The sequence below is a fragment of the Delftia sp. WSY_16 genome, from assembly GCF_043104415.1.
GTDB classification, from domain to species: domain Bacteria; phylum Pseudomonadota; class Gammaproteobacteria; order Burkholderiales; family Burkholderiaceae_C; genus Comamonas; species Comamonas tsuruhatensis.
The window spans coordinates 579,868-593,683 of sequence record NZ_JBICKS010000019.1; the positions used below are offsets into that span (position 1 = coordinate 579,868).

At 64.9% G+C, this 13,816-nt stretch carries 11 protein-coding genes; 4 read left to right on the forward strand and 7 right to left on the reverse strand.

Features of this window, described 5'->3' with window-relative positions:
• Positions 1-22: 22 nt before the first annotated feature.
• The 7 genes from ubiB to ACF8O7_RS12075 all read right to left on the reverse strand — a co-directional run bounded on the left by ubiB (position 23) and on the right by ACF8O7_RS12075 (position 9,103).
• A complete protein-coding gene (gene ubiB, locus ACF8O7_RS12045) occupies positions 23-1,588 on the reverse strand; it encodes a ubiquinone biosynthesis regulatory protein kinase UbiB (protein ID WP_016445674.1) in 1,566 nt (521 codons plus the stop codon).
• The gene (locus ACF8O7_RS12050) at positions 1,585-2,223 is read right to left on the reverse strand and encodes an SCP2 domain-containing protein (RefSeq protein ID WP_126310895.1); all 639 of its coding nucleotides are present in this window, start codon (positions 2,221-2,223) and stop codon (positions 1,585-1,587) included. The genes ubiB and ACF8O7_RS12050 overlap by 4 nt, the downstream gene beginning before the upstream one ends.
• A 30-nt stretch (positions 2,224-2,253) precedes the next feature.
• Positions 2,254-3,276 carry a Tim44 domain-containing protein gene (locus tag ACF8O7_RS12055; protein WP_016445672.1) on the reverse strand — a complete coding sequence of 341 codons (1,023 nt, stop codon included), beginning with the start codon at positions 3,274-3,276 and terminating at the stop codon, positions 2,254-2,256.
• A 53-nt stretch (positions 3,277-3,329) separates the two neighbouring features.
• Positions 3,330-4,061, reverse strand: a complete 732-nt coding sequence (gene ubiE, locus ACF8O7_RS12060; protein WP_016445671.1) for a bifunctional demethylmenaquinone methyltransferase/2-methoxy-6-polyprenyl-1,4-benzoquinol methylase UbiE — start codon at positions 4,059-4,061, stop codon at positions 3,330-3,332.
• 239 nt (positions 4,062-4,300) lie between these two features.
• A complete protein-coding gene (locus tag ACF8O7_RS12065) occupies positions 4,301-4,723 on the reverse strand; it encodes a gamma-butyrobetaine hydroxylase-like domain-containing protein (RefSeq protein WP_016445670.1) in 423 nt (140 codons plus the stop codon).
• Positions 4,724-4,733: 10 nt separating this feature from the next.
• Entirely contained in the window at positions 4,734-5,189 is a 456-nt protein-coding gene (locus tag ACF8O7_RS12070) for an HIT family protein (RefSeq protein WP_126310896.1), read from the reverse strand.
• The gene (locus ACF8O7_RS12075; protein ID WP_026062828.1) at positions 5,189-9,103 is read right to left on the reverse strand and encodes a DUF3683 domain-containing protein; all 3,915 of its coding nucleotides are present in this window, start codon (positions 9,101-9,103) and stop codon (positions 5,189-5,191) included. The genes ACF8O7_RS12070 and ACF8O7_RS12075 overlap by 1 nt, the downstream gene beginning before the upstream one ends.
• Positions 9,104-9,524: 421 nt before the next feature.
• Between ACF8O7_RS12075 and ugpB the strand changes: the two genes are divergently transcribed.
• The 4 genes from ugpB to ugpC all read left to right on the forward strand — a co-directional run bounded on the left by ugpB (position 9,525) and on the right by ugpC (position 13,782).
• A complete protein-coding gene (ugpB, locus tag ACF8O7_RS12080) occupies positions 9,525-10,829 on the forward strand; it encodes a sn-glycerol-3-phosphate ABC transporter substrate-binding protein UgpB (RefSeq protein WP_012207263.1) in 1,305 nt (434 codons plus the stop codon).
• Positions 10,830-10,952: 123 nt separating this feature from the next.
• Complete coding sequence (ugpA, locus tag ACF8O7_RS12085; protein ID WP_016445667.1) at positions 10,953-11,834, forward strand: sn-glycerol-3-phosphate ABC transporter permease UgpA; 882 nt, start codon at positions 10,953-10,955, stop codon at positions 11,832-11,834.
• 2 nt (positions 11,835-11,836) lie between these two features.
• Positions 11,837-12,685 (forward strand): sn-glycerol-3-phosphate ABC transporter permease UgpE, encoded by an 849-nt coding sequence (gene ugpE, locus ACF8O7_RS12090; RefSeq protein ID WP_016445666.1) that lies wholly within the window; start codon positions 11,837-11,839, stop codon positions 12,683-12,685.
• Between the two features lie 86 nt (positions 12,686-12,771).
• A complete protein-coding gene (gene ugpC / locus ACF8O7_RS12095) occupies positions 12,772-13,782 on the forward strand; it encodes a sn-glycerol-3-phosphate ABC transporter ATP-binding protein UgpC (protein ID WP_016445665.1) in 1,011 nt (336 codons plus the stop codon).
• The last annotated feature ends 34 nt before the right edge of the window (positions 13,783-13,816 follow it).

A 13,816-nucleotide genomic window follows, 5' to 3' on the forward strand; every position in this document is an offset into this window, starting at 1 on the left:
GGCTTGAAACCCGTCGGTGTTCTCAGTACCAGCGCAGGCGCACCACCAGTTGCAGCAGGATCAGCGCGATCACAAAGCCTATGCCCGCGCTGACGATGGCCTGAAGCAGGCGGTTGGTGAGCTTTTGCTGCTGCAGCAGTTCCTTGAGCAGTTCGTCGTGCTCGCCGGAGTTGCGCGTGAGCCGGCGATGGATCAGGCGCGGCAGCTCGGGAATGAGCTTGGCGTAGCGCGGCGCCTCGGCCTGCAGCTCGCGCCACAGCCGCTGCGGGCCCATCTGGTCCAGCATCCATTTTTCGAGGAAGGGCTTGGCGGTGCTCCACAGGTCCAGATTGGGGTCCAGCTGGCGGCCCAGGCCTTCGATGTTGAGCAGCGTCTTTTGCAGCAGCACCAGCTGCGGCTGGATCTCGACATGGAAGCGGCGCGACGTCTGGAACAGGCGCATCAGCACCATGCCCAGCGAGATCTCTGCCAACGGACGGTCGAAATACGGCTCGCACACCGCGCGGATGGCGGCTTCCAGCTCGTCCACGCGCGTGCTCGGCGGCACCCAGCCGCTTTCGATGTGCAGCTCGGCAACGCGCTTGTAGTCCCGACGGAAGAACGCCGTGAAGTTCTGCGCCAGGTATTCCTTGTCGTACTCGGTCAGCGTGCCGACGATGCCGAAGTCCAGCGAGATATAGCGCCCGAAGGTCTCGGGCTCCAGGCTGACCATGATGTTGCCCGGGTGCATGTCGGCGTGAAAGAAACCGTCGCGGAACACCTGGGTGAAGAAGATGGTCACGCCGTCGCGTGCGAGCTTGGGGATGTCGACCCCGGCCTCGCGCAGGCGCTCGACCTGGCTGATGGGCACGCCCTTCATGCGCTGCATGACCATCACGTCGTTGCGGCAGAAATCCCAGTACACCTCGGGGATCAGCACCAGGTCCAGGCCTTCCATGTTGCGGCGCAGCTGCGCGGCGTTGGAGGCTTCGCGGATCAGGTCCAGCTCGTCGTGCAGGTAGTTGTCGAATTCGGCCACGACCTGGCGGGGCTTGAGGCGCTTGCCGTCGGCCGACAGGCGCTCGACCCAGCGCGCCATCATGTGCATGAGCGCCAGGTCCTTGTCGATCACGGCCTTCATGCCCGGGCGCAGCACCTTGACGGCCACATCGCGCTGCACGCCGTTGCGGTCGCTGATCACGGCAAAGTGCACCTGCGCGATGGAGGCACTGGCCACCGGCTCGCGCTCGAAGCTCACGAAGATCTGGTCCAGCTTCTTGCGGAAGGCACGCTCTATGGTGTCCACCGCAATCTGCGAATCGAAGGGCGGCACGCGGTCCTGCAACCGGGCCAGCTCCTCGGCCACGTCGGGCGGCATCAGGTCGCTGCGCGTGGACAGCACCTGACCGAACTTCACGAAGATGGGGCCCAGCTCCTCCAGCGCCTCGCGCAGGCGCTGGCCGCGCGGCTTGTCCAGCCGGCGGCCCAGGGTGAGCACCGCGCGTGCGCGGCGCATCCAGGGATGCTCGAAGCTCGACAGCACCAGCTCGTCGAGTCCGTAGCGGAACACCACCCAGAGGATGGTCAGCCCGCGAAGAAACCGGCTCATGGCTTGTCGTTCTCGAAACCGGGCAGGGACACCACGGGGGAACCAACGGGCGCGCTGGCGGGCGCTGCCGAACGTGCGGCTTCAGGGGCGGGGGCATCGGCATCGGGCTTGCCGGCCATGCGGGCGCCCACGAACTGGCGCAGCGCCTGGGCAGCGCTGCGGGCCACCTTGGCCACGGTGTGCGCGGGCGCATCGCCGATGATGCGGGCGAGGTCTTCCTCCACATCCCATTCGACGTGGTCCACCAGCCAGTTGATGTCGGCGGCCAGTTGCACGTCGCCTTCGATGCGGATGGAGGGCTTGTCGCCGCGCAGGGCCACCTGGGCCAGGGCCAGTGCGGAGGTCTCGGTCACTTCGAGCAGCAGATCGGGCTGCGCGTCTTCAGGCGCCGCGTTGAACAGGCCGGCCGGCGTGATCTGCAGGGCCATGGAGTAGCCGCGCCACTGCACGCGCGCCACGCGGCCCTTTTGCCGCACCAGGCGCTCGGTGGCCTCCTTTTCCTGCATCAGCACATGGTTGAGGAACAGCACGATGCGCTGATGCACCTCGCTGACCAGCCATTGCGGCGGTTGCGGGCCGGCCATCACGCGTTCCATGAGGCCGTTCAGGAAAGAAAAAGGGGACTGTGTTGCCATAGTCCCCGATTATTCCCGAAGTGAGAGGAATTACTGCAATGCCTGGACTCCGGCGACCAGCCATCCGCTGCTGCCGCTCTTGGGCTTGGTCATGTTCCAGACTTCGCGGAAGGGTGTGGGACCTGCCGAGGCGTCCTCGCGGATCATGCCCGAGAATTCCACGCTGGCCATGTAGTCATTGCCCAGGTCCTCGATGCCCAGCAGTTGGGCGTCGATCATGACCACGTCGGTCTGGTTGGGCTGGCCGGGACGCTGGGCCTCGCGTTCGCTGAGCTGGCCACGGATCTCGGTCAGCATCTCGTCGGTCATCATGGCGCGCAGCGACGCGATGTCGGAGCGGTCCCAGGCCGATTGCAGCGTGACAAAGTTGCGCTTGGCAGCGGTGAGGAAGCCCTCGGTATCGAAGCCTTCAGGCACACCCCAGTTCTGCGAGCCTGCCAGGGCCGAGCCGATCTGCACGCCGGAGCCCGAGCCTGCAGCCAGGGCGGCCGGCTGATGGTTCTGCTCCCAGGGACGGGCCGATGCGTCGTTGCCGACCTTCTCGGGGTTGTACTGGCGTGCCAGCGGTGCGCTGTCCACGTTGCCACCGATATTGCCGGCACCGGCAGGCGCTGCGTTCTGGAAGGCAAAGGGGCTGGACGATGCCTGCTGCGCGCCAGCCGCTGCACGGCGCGAACGCATGACCATGCCCACCACCACCATGATGACCAGGGCCAGCAGGCCGATCAGCAGGAACTGGCCGAAGGCGGCGCCCAGGCCCAGCGAGCTCGCCAGCCAGGCCAGGCCCAGGCCAGCGGCCAGGCCGCCAAGCATGGCGCCCCAGGGCTTCTTGGCGGGAGCAGCTGCCGGTGCAGTGGCCGGCTTGCCTGCAGCGTTCTGTGTGGCGGCGTTCTGCGGCGGCGTGTTCTGTGTCGGCGCGCGCGCGGCTTCACGCTGCGTCACGTTGCTCGACTGCTTGCCCACCGATCCGCCACCGCCCATGCGCTTGGCGTCGGCCGTGCCGTGGACCACCACCAGCATCGCGACCAAGACCATAGACCATAGCTTTTTCATGTCATCTCCTCGAATAATCGTGTTGCCGTCACCTCACCGAGCACCTCACGCGCTCAGCACTTGATTCCCACATGCAGCGCGGCAATGCCGCCCGTCATGTTGTGATAGTCCACATGGCCGAAGCCGCATTCCTGCATCAGGCGCTTGAGATCTTCCTGGCCGGGGTGCATGCGGATGGACTCGGCCAGATAGCGGTAGCTGGCGTCATCGCCCGCCACGAGCTTGCCCATGGCCGGAAGAATCTTGAAGGAGTACCAGTCGTAGGCTTTCTCCAGGGGCTTGGCCACCTTGGAGAATTCCAGCACCAGCAGCTTGCCGCCGGGGCGCAGGACGCGGTTCATTTCCTTGAGCGCCGCATCCTTGTGCGTCATGTTGCGCAGGCCGAAGGCCACGCTGACCAGATCGAAATGGTTGTCCGGAAACGGCAGGGCCTCGGCATCGCAGACCATGGTGGGCAGGATCACGCCCTTGTTGATCAGCCGGTCCCGGCCCACACGCAGCATGGCTTCGTTGATGTCGGTATGCACCACCTGGCCGGTGGAGCCGACCTTCTTGGCGAAGGCCAGGGCCAGGTCGCCCGTGCCGCCCGCGATGTCCAGCGCCCTGTCGCCTTCCTTGAGGTTGGCCACCATCACCGTATAGGCCTTCCAGGCACGGTGCAGACCACCCGACATCAGGTCGTTCATGACGTCGTAGCGCGAAGCGACCGAGTCGAACACGCCGCGCACGCGGCTGGCCTTCTCGCGCTCGTCCACCGACTGGAATCCGAAATGTGTGGTGCTCATAACAACGATGCTAAGCAAGCAGTAGTAATGCGTACAGCGACAACCCCGTGTGGCCACGGGCTTTGCCGGGCAAGGGTTATCAAGAACAAACAGCCCGAAACGCCTTCAAACAAAGACTTTCAAGCTATTTTTAATATAGCACCACCCCCAATAACCCTGTGCTGTGCAAAGGTCCTGAATGTGGCGCTGCGGGAACGGCGCGGCAGACGCCGCGCCCCGGCCCCTGCGTGCGTACTGCGTCAGTGGCTGCCGCAGCCGTGCCCGCCGCCGCCGGCCTTGCCGGGCATGGGGGTGTCGCGGTCCATGCCGGATTCCTGCAGGCGGTCCAGGTACTGGGTCCAGAACTCGTCCTGGCGGCGGCCCAGTTCGTAGAGGTATTCCCAGGTGTACAGGCCGCTTTCATGCCCGTCGCTGAAGAAGGGCTTGATGGCGTAGTTGCCCACGGGCTCGATGGCCGTGATGGCCACGTCGCGCTTGCCGGTCTGCAGCACTTCCTGGCCCGGGCCATGGCCTTGCACCTCGGCCGAGGGGGAGTACACGCGCAGCAGCTCGAAGGGAATGCGAAAGCTTGCGCCATCGGAATAGGCCACTTCCAGCACGCGCGATGCGCCGTGCACGGTCAGGGCTTCGGGAGTTGGGGTGTCAGGGGTCAGGCCGGCCATGCGGTGCTCCTCATTCAGTGGCGGGGTGCTGCTGCCAGGCATCGAGTGCCTGCGACAGCGCCGTGTCAATGGCTGGCAAGCGCGCTGCCACCTCGGCCTCGCGCTCGCCATTGCGCGGGCGCTGGGCAGCAGCCCAGACCGAGCCCGGGAAATGGCTGTCCCATTCGAAGCGCGCAACCACATGCCAGTGCAGGTGCGGCACCATGTTGCCCAGCGCCGCCAGGTTGATCTTGGCCGGCGCAAGGCGCTCACGCAAGACGCGCTCGACCACGACCACGGCATCCATGCAGTGCTGGCGGTCGGCGGCATCCAGGTCGGAGAACTCGGCCACATGCGCATTCCAGACCACGCGGTAGAAGGCCGGGAAGCCCTCTTCCTGGGCGCGGATCACTCGCAGGCGCCGGCCGCGCCAGACGGGCAGGCCGCCTTCTGTGGCGCACAGGAGGCAGGAAGCGGAAGCAGCCATCAGACCAGAACCCGTTCGATGCCGCCGGCGTTGGCGCGCTGAACATATTCGGCCATCCAGTTCTCGCCCAGGATCTGGCGCGCCATCTCGACCACGATGTAGTCGGCCTCCAGCAGGCCGTTGTTCATGTCGCCGCCGTAGCGCGACAGGCCCTGCAGGCAGCTGGGGCAGCTGGTGAGGATCTTCACGTTGTCCTTCTCGGCCAGGGCGCCGCTGGCGCGCAGCGCGGCCTCGCCCTTCTTGAGTTCCTCTTCCTTGCGGAAGCGGATCTGCGTGGAGATGTCGGGGCGCGTGACGCCCAGCGTGCCCGATTCGCCGCAGCAGCGCTCGCTCTTGACCACGCCGTCGCCGACCAGGGCCTTGACGGTCTTCATGGGGTCCTGCAGCTTCATGGGCGAGTGGCAGGGGTCGTGGTAGAGGTAGCCCTCCTTGCCCTGCAGCGTCACGCCCTTTTCCAGCAGGTACTCGTGGATGTCGATGATGCGGCTGCCCGGGAAAATCTTGCCGAACTCGTAGCCCTGCAATTGGTCGTAGCAGGTGCCGCAGCTGACCACCACGGTCTTGATGTCCAGGTAGTTGAGCGTGGTGGCGACGCGGTGGAAGAGCACGCGGTTGTCCGTGATCATCTTCTCGGCCTTGTCGAACTGGCCGCTGCCGCGCTGGGGATAGCCGCAGCACAGGTAGCCCGGTGGCAGCACGGTCTGCACGCCGGCATGCCAGAGCATGGCCTGCGTGGCCAGGCCCACCTGGCTGAACAGGCGCTCGGAGCCGCAGCCGGGGAAGTAGAACACCGCCTCGGTGTCCGCGTTCGTGGTCTGCGGGCTGCGGATGATGGGCACGTAGTCCTTGTCCTCGATGTCCAGCAGGGCACGCGCCGTCTTGTTGGGCAGGCCGCCCGGCAGCTTCTTGTTGACGAAGTGGATCACCTGCTCCTTGAGCGGCGCGCGCCCCACCGAGGCCGGCGGATGCTGGGTCTGCTTCCTGGCCAGGCTGTGGAGCACGTCGGAGGCCAGGCGCTGGGCCTTGAAGCCCACGCCGACCATGGCCGAACGCATGAACTTGATGGTGTCCGGATTGGTGGCGTTGAGCATGGCCATGGCCAGCTTGTTGCCGGGCCGGAAGCTCTTCTTGTCCATCTTGCGCAGCAGATTGCGCATGTTCATGGTCACGTCGCCGAAGTCGATCTTCACCGGGCAGGGGTTGAAGCACTTGTGGCAAACCGTGCAGTGGTCCGACACGTCCTCGAACTCCTGCCAGTGGCGCAGCGACACGCCGCGGCGCGTCTGCTCCTCGTACAGAAAGGCTTCGACCAGCAGCGAGGTCGCCAGGATCTTGTTGCGCGGGCTGTACAGCAGGTTGGCGCGCGGCACATGGGTGGCGCACACGGGCTTGCACTTGCCGCAGCGCAGGCAGTCCTTGACCGAGTCGGCAATGGCGCCGATGTCGCTTTGCTGCATGATCAGCGACTCGTGCCCCATCAGGCCGAAGCTGGGCGTGTAGGCGTTGGTCAGGTCGGCGAACATCAGCGATTCGCGCGGCGAGCGGCCATCATGGCTCTGGCCCACCACGGCCTGCAGCTTCTCGTTGCGGATCAGCTTGCCCTTGTTGAAGCGGCCTTCGGGGTCCACGCGCTGCTTGTAGGCGGCAAAGGGCGCCAGTTCGTCGTCGCTGAGGAATTCCAGCTTGGTGATGCCGATGCCGTGCTCGCCCGAGATCACGCCGTCCAGATGGCGGGCCAGCACCATGATGCGCGCCACGGCCTCATGGGCGGTCTGCAGCATCTCGTAGTCGTCGCTGTTGACCGGAATGTTGGTGTGCACGTTGCCGTCGCCGGCGTGCATGTGCAGCGCCACCCAGACACGGCCCTTGAGCACGCGCTGGTGAATGGCGTTGACTTCGGCCAGCAGCGGCTGGAAGGCCGCGCCCGCGAAGATCTGGGCCATGGGCGCCTTCAGCTGGGTCTTCCAGCTCGCGCGCAGCGTGTGATCCTGCAGTTGCTGGAAGAGGTTTTCCACGTTGTCCAGCCAGCCCTGCCACAGCGTGCGCACGTCGGCCACCAGGGCCAGGGCCTGCTGCACGCGGTCCTCCAGCAGTTCGGCCGAAGGGATGTCGCCCGCATCGTCCTGCTTGCCCAGGGGCAGGTCGCCGTGCTGGAAGAAGTCCGTCAACGCGTCGCACAGCTTGAGCTTGTTGCGCAGCGACAGCTCGATGTTGATGCGCTCGATGCCGTCCGTGTACTCCCACATGCGGGGCAGCGGGATCACCACGTCTTCGTTGATCTTGAAGGCGTTGGTGTGGCGCGAGATGGCGGCCGTGCGCTTGCGGTCCAGCCAGAATTTCTTGCGCGCCTCGGCGCTGACGGCGGTGAAGCCCTCACCGTTGCGCGAGTTGGCGATGCGCACCACCTCGGCGGCCACGCGGGCCACATCGTCGGCGTTGTCGCCGGCAATGTCGCCCAGCAGCACCATCTTGGGCAGATGGCCGTTGCCCTTCTTGCTCTTGGTGGCGTAGCCCACGGCCTTCAGGTAGCGGTCGTCCAGGTGCTCCAGGCCGGCCAGCAGCACGCCCGAGCGCTTTTGCTCGGCGAACATGAAGTCCTTGATCTCGACGATGCTGGGCACGGCGTCCTTGGCGTTGCCGAAGAACTCCATGCAGACCGTGCGCGTGTGCTCGGGCATGCGGTGCACCACCCAGCGCGCGCTGGTGATCAGGCCGTCGCAGCCTTCCTTCTGGATGCCGGGCAGGCCCGACAGGAACTTGTCGGTCACGTCCTTGCCCAGGCCTTCCTTGCGGAATTTCTGGCCGGGAATGTCCAGCCGCTCGCTGCGGATGGGGGTCTTGCCGTCGGCCTCGAAGTACTGCAGCTCGAAGCTGGCCATCTCGGCGTCATGGATCTTGCCGAGGTTGTGGCCCACGCGCGTGACTTCCAGCCACTGCGCATCGGGCGTGACCATGCGCCAGGACACCAGGTTGTCCAGCGCCGTGCCCCAGAGCACGGCCTTCTTGCCGCCCGCATTCATGGCGACGTTGCCGCCGATGCACGAGGCCTCGGCCGATGTGGGGTCCACGGCGAAGACGAAGCCCGCGCGCTCGGCCGCATCGGCCACGCGCTGCGTGACCACTCCGGCCTCGGTGAAGATGGTGGGCACCTCGTGGTCCACGCCGGGGATGCGGCGCATCTCCACCTCCGTCATGGCCTCGAGCTTTTCGGTGTTGATCACCACGCTGCGCCAGGTCAGCGGGATCGCGCCGCCCGTGTAGCCCGTGCCGCCGCCGCGCGGAATGATGGTCAGGCGCAGCTCGATGCAGGCACGCACCAGGGCGGCCATCTCGGCTTCGGTATCGGGGGTGAGCACGACGAAGGGATACTCGACGCGCCAGTCGGTGGCGTCCGTCACATGGGCCACGCGCGACAGGCCGTCGAACTTGATGTTGTCCTTGGCCGTGTGGCGGCCCAGGCTCTTTTGCACCCGGCGGCGCAGTTGCTCGGCCTCGACGAAGGTGGCGTTGAACTCATGCACGGCGCGGCGCGCCGCATCCACCAGCTGGCCCACCAGCGCATCGCGCACGGGGTCCTGCTGCGGAGCACGGCGCTTGTCGATCTCGCCCAGGCGGTGCTCCAGGGCTTCCACCAGCGCCTTGCGGCGATCGGGGCTGTGCAGCAGGTCGTCCTGCAGGTAGGGATTGCGCTGGACGACCCAGATGTCCCCCAGCACCTCGTAGAGCATGCGGGCGGAGCGGCCCGTGCGCCGCTCCTGGCGCAGCTGGTTGAGCACATCCCACATGGAAGTACCCAGCAGGCGGATCACGATCTCGCGATCGGAAAACGAGGTGTAGTTGTAGGGAATCTCTCGCAGACGTGCAGGTTCGGCTGCCTGTGCCTGCAGGGCCGCCAACGCAATCGGTACATTCATGGGGGTAGACCGTGTCTGGCGCTCTAGGGGCGCCGCTAAGCCAAGTGGGAGCGCAATTTTAAGCGAGCCCCTCGAAGGCCCGCTTCCTACGGGGCTCTGGGCGGCTCGCCGTCTTGCCGTGAGACGCCAGCCCTCGCCAACACCACGGGGCAAACACGCCCCGGCGAACCGGCCTTATACAGAAAGAGCACAAACGAGCCAATACGAACAACCCGTGCTTTTGAAACGAAATGGTATTGACCTAAAATAGCGCCGCTTCGCGTGTCATTTTTTGTCACACGACTGACATACGGGACCAGCGGCTCACCGGGTTTGGCCTGTAGTGCGGTAAGAAGCATCCGAAAACAATGACACAGACATGTCATGCCCCTGCCTTACCGTGGCAGCGGTCTGAAACCGTCACCGAACTAGAGGAGTCCTCATGCAACTGAAGCAACTGGCCATGGCGGCCGCGATCGCGGCCACCACCATCTCGGCACAAGCCCAAACCGAAATCCAGTGGTGGCACTCGATGAGCGCGGCCCTGGGCGACTGGGTGAACGACCTGGCCAAGGAGTACAACGCCAGCCAGACCCAGTACAAGATCGTGCCGACCTACAAGGGCCAGTATGACGAGTCCATGACAGCTGCCATCGCCGCGTTCCGCGCCGGCAATGCACCTGACATCCTGCAGGTCTTCGAAGTGGGCACGGCCACCATGATGGCCTCCAAGGGTGCCGTGGTTCCGGTCACCAAGGTCATGAACGACGGCGGCTTCAAGTTCGACCAGGGCGAGTACATCTCCGCCGTGGCCGGCTACTACACCGCCCCCAACGGCCAGATGATGAGCTACCCGCTCAACAGCTCGACCACCATCTTCTACTACAACAAGGACGCCTTCAAGAAGGCGGGCCTGGACGAGAACAAGCCGCCCAAGACCTGGCCCGAAGTGTTCGCCGCCGCTGAAAAGCTCAAGGCCTCGGGTCACCGCTGCGCACTGACCACGAGCTGGATGAGCTGGACCCAGCTGGAGAGCTTCTCGCTGTGGCACAACACCCTGTACGCGACCAAGAACAACGGCTTTGACGGCACCGATGCCAAGCTGGTGTTCAACTCGCCGCTGCACGTCAAGCACTTCGAGAACCTGGCCAAGGCCGCCAAGGACGGCAGCTTCGTCTACAAGGGCCGCGGCAACGTGCCCGACGCCGCCTTCGCTTCCGGCGAGTGCGCGATGATCACGGGCTCCTCCGGCCTGTACGCCCGCGTGGTCAAGGAAGGCAAGTTCGCCTTCGGCCAGTCGCAGCTGCCCTACTACGCCGATGTGAAGGGCGCCCCCCAGAACACGGCCATCGGCGGTGCTTCCCTGTGGGTGATGGCTGGCAAGAGCGCCGAACGCTACAAGGGCGTGGCTGACTTCTTCAACTTCCTGAACAACACCAAGATCCAGGCCGCCAGCCACCAGCGCACCGGCTACCTGCCCGTGACCACCGCTGCGTACAAGCTGACCGAGGCTTCGGGCTTCTACGAAAAGCATCCCGGCACCGACACCGCCGTGACGCAGATGATCCGCAAGACCACCGACAAGTCGCGCGGCATCCGCCTGGGCAACTTCGTTCAGATCCGCACCATCATCGATGAGGAAACCGAACAGATCTGGACCGGCAAGAAGACTCCCCAGCAGGCACTGGACACCGCTGTCACCCGTGGCAACGAGCAACTGGGCCGCTTCGCCCGGGCCAACAAGTAATCCTCCCATGTGATCTGCGGCGTGGCCGCTGCGCAGGCAGCCCGCACCGTGCATCACAGGCCCGCAACCGGCGGCCCCACGGCCATCCGGTTTGCGGGCTGTTTTGTTCTACCGAGTTCCGTCATGGAAAAACGCGTTCTTTTTCGATCCGCCTGGCTGCCGTGGCTGCTGATAGCACCACAGATGGTCATCGTGCTGGTCTTCTTTTTCTGGCCCGCAGGCCAGGCCATCGTGCAGTCTTTCCAGGCGCAGGATACGTTTGGCTTTTCCACCGAATGGGTGGGCTTCGCCAACTTCCAGCATCTGCTGGATGACCCTGCCTACCTGGCCTCGTTCAAGACCACGGCCATCTTTTCCCTGCTGGTGGCGGTGTTCGGCATCGCGCTGTCGCTGATGCTGGCCATTTTTGCGGACCGCGTGATCAAGGGTGCGCTCGCCTACAAGACCGCCTTGCTGCTGCCCTATGCGGTGGCGCCCGCCGTGGCAGGCGTGCTGTGGGTGTTCATGTTCTCGCCGTCCATCGGCGTCGTGGCCTATGCGCTGCGCATGATCGGCTATGACTGGAACCACCTGCTGAACTCCGGCAACGCCATGACGCTCATCGTCATCGCCGCGATCTGGAAGCAGATCTCCTACAACTTCCTGTTCTTCCTTGCGGGCCTGCAGTCCATCCCCAAGTCGCTGATCGAGGCCGCCGCCATCGACGGCGCGGGCCCCATGCGCCGCTTCTGGGACATCCAGTTCCCGCTGCTGTCGCCCACCACGTTCTTCCTGCTGGTGATGAACGTGGTCTATGCCTTCTTCGACACCTTCGGCATCGTGGACGCCACGACCCAGGGCGGTCCGGGCCAGGACACCTCCATCCTGGTCTACAAGGTCTATCACGATGGCTTCAAGGCCATGGACATGAGCGGCTCGGCTGCCCAATCCGTCGTGCTGATGGTGATCGTGGTTGCACTCACCGTGATCCAGTTCCGCTATGTTGAGAAGAAAGTGCAGTACTGATCATGGTTGAACGCAGTCCTCTTCTGACCTTTTTCTCGCACCTGATCATGGTGCTGGGCGTGTTGATCGTCGGCTTTCCGCTGTACCTGGCCTTCGTGGCCTCCACGCACACGCCGCAGGACATCATCCAGGTGCCCATGCCCCTGGTGCCCGGCAGCAACTTCTGGGAAACCTACAAGGCCGCGCTGTTCGGCGGCTCGGGCCCTGGCTCCAGCGCGCCCGTGGCACGCATGATGTGGATCAGCTTCGTCTCGGCCATGGTGATTACCGTGGGCAAGATCGCGATCTCGCTGCTGTCGGCCTTCGCACTGGTGTACTTCCGCTTCCCGTTCAAGAAGATCTGCTTCTGGCTGATCTTCGTGACCCTGATGCTGCCCGTGGAAGTGCGCATCGGTCCCACCTACGAAGTCGTCTCCACGCTGGGCATGCTCAACAGCTACGCCGGCCTGACGATTCCGCTGATCGCCTCGGCCACGGCCACCTTCCTGTTCCGCCAGTTCTTCCTGACGGTGCCGGACGAGCTGGTGGAGGCCGCCCGCATCGATGGCGCCGGCCCCATGCGCTTCTTCAAGGATGTGCTGGTGCCGCTGTCCAAGACCTCGATCGCGGCGCTGTTCGTGATCCAGTTCATCTACGGCTGGAACCAGTACCTGTGGCCGCTGCTCGTGACCACCTCGGAAGACATGTACCCCGTGGTCATCGGCATCAAGCGCATGGTGGCCAGCGGCGATACCGGCAACGACTGGAACGTGGTGATGGCGACGGCCCTGCTGGCCATGCTGCCGCCCGCTGCCGTGGTGATCCTGATGCAGCGCTGGTTCGTCAAGGGCCTGGTGGACACCGAAAAGTAAGCCGTCCACCGCCCCCACCCACCGTATAGAACCCCGCAGAGCAAGCGCCAGCGCCCTTCGCTCTGCGACTCAACCAGAATCTTCGTATGGCATCCATTTCCTTTCGCAACCTGATCAAGCGCTACGGCCACGGCCCGTCGGCCAACCAGGTACTGCACGGCGTCAACGCCGAAATCCAGGACGGCGAGTTCGTCGTCATCGTCGGCCCTTCGGGCTGCGGCAAGTCCACCCTGCTGCGCATGGTGGCGGGCCTGGAAGAGATCTCCGACGGCCAACTGCTGATCGGCGACAAGGTCGTCAACGACGTGGAACCGGCCAAGCGCGACATCGCCATGGTGTTCCAGAACTATGCGCTGTACCCGCATATGTCGAACTACGAGAACATGGCCTACGGCCTGAAGATCGCCAAGGTGCCGCCCGAGGAGATCAAGCGCCGCGTGGACAAGGCCGCCAAGATCCTGGAGCTGTCGCACCTGCTGGACCGCAAGCCGCGCCAGCTGTCGGGTGGCCAGCGCCAGCGCGTGGCCATGGGCCGTGCCATCGTGCGCCAGCCCAAGGTCTTCCTGTTCGACGAGCCGCTGTCCAACCTGGACGCCAAGCTGCGCGGCCAGACCCGCATCGAGATCCAGAAGCTGCACGCCGAGCTGGGCATCACCAGCCTGTTCGTGACCCACGACCAGGTCGAGGCCATGACCCTGGCCCAGCGCATGATCGTCATGAACGGCGGCGTGATGGAGCAGTTCGGCACGCCCGAAGAGGTCTACCATACGCCTGCCTCCACCTTCGTGGCCAGCTTCATCGGCTCGCCCCCGATGAACCTGCTCAAGAACGCGCCCGGCGGCACGGCCGGCCGCATCCTGGGCATCCGCCCCGAGCACCTGGTCGTCGTCAACGAAGGCGGCTGGGAAATCAAGGTGGACACCGTGGAAATGCTGGGCGCCGAGCGCCTGGTCTATGGTTCGCTCAATGGCGAGACGATGACGGTACGCATCGACGAAGGCGCGCCCTTCCCCAAGTCCGGCGAGACCATGCGCGTGCGTCCTTCCGAAGAGCGTCGCCTGCACTGGTTCGACGCAGAAAGCGGCAAGCGGATCTGATCCCCTGAAGGCCGGCTCTCCGACCTTTTCCAAG

Coding starts and splice junctions, on each gene's coding strand:
- ugpC (WP_016445665.1), top strand. CDS start 12,772: ATGGCATCCATTTCCTTTCGCAACCTGATCAAGCGCTACGGCCACGGC.
- ACF8O7_RS12065 (WP_016445670.1), bottom strand. CDS start 4,723: ATGGCCGGCCTGACCCCTGACACCCCAACTCCCGAAGCCCTGACCGTG.
- ACF8O7_RS12055 (WP_016445672.1), bottom strand. CDS start 3,276: ATGAAAAAGCTATGGTCTATGGTCTTGGTCGCGATGCTGGTGGTGGTC.
- ACF8O7_RS12075 (WP_026062828.1), bottom strand. CDS start 9,103: ATGAATGTACCGATTGCGTTGGCGGCCCTGCAGGCACAGGCAGCCGAA.
- ubiE (WP_016445671.1), bottom strand. CDS start 4,061: ATGAGCACCACACATTTCGGATTCCAGTCGGTGGACGAGCGCGAGAAG.
- ACF8O7_RS12070 (WP_126310896.1), bottom strand. CDS start 5,189: ATGGCTGCTTCCGCTTCCTGCCTCCTGTGCGCCACAGAAGGCGGCCTG.
- ACF8O7_RS12050 (WP_126310895.1), bottom strand. CDS start 2,223: ATGGCAACACAGTCCCCTTTTTCTTTCCTGAACGGCCTCATGGAACGC.
- ugpE (WP_016445666.1), top strand. CDS start 11,837: ATGGTTGAACGCAGTCCTCTTCTGACCTTTTTCTCGCACCTGATCATG.
- ubiB (WP_016445674.1), bottom strand. CDS start 1,588: ATGAGCCGGTTTCTTCGCGGGCTGACCATCCTCTGGGTGGTGTTCCGC.
- ugpA (WP_016445667.1), top strand. CDS start 10,953: ATGGAAAAACGCGTTCTTTTTCGATCCGCCTGGCTGCCGTGGCTGCTG.
- ugpB (WP_012207263.1), top strand. CDS start 9,525: ATGCAACTGAAGCAACTGGCCATGGCGGCCGCGATCGCGGCCACCACC.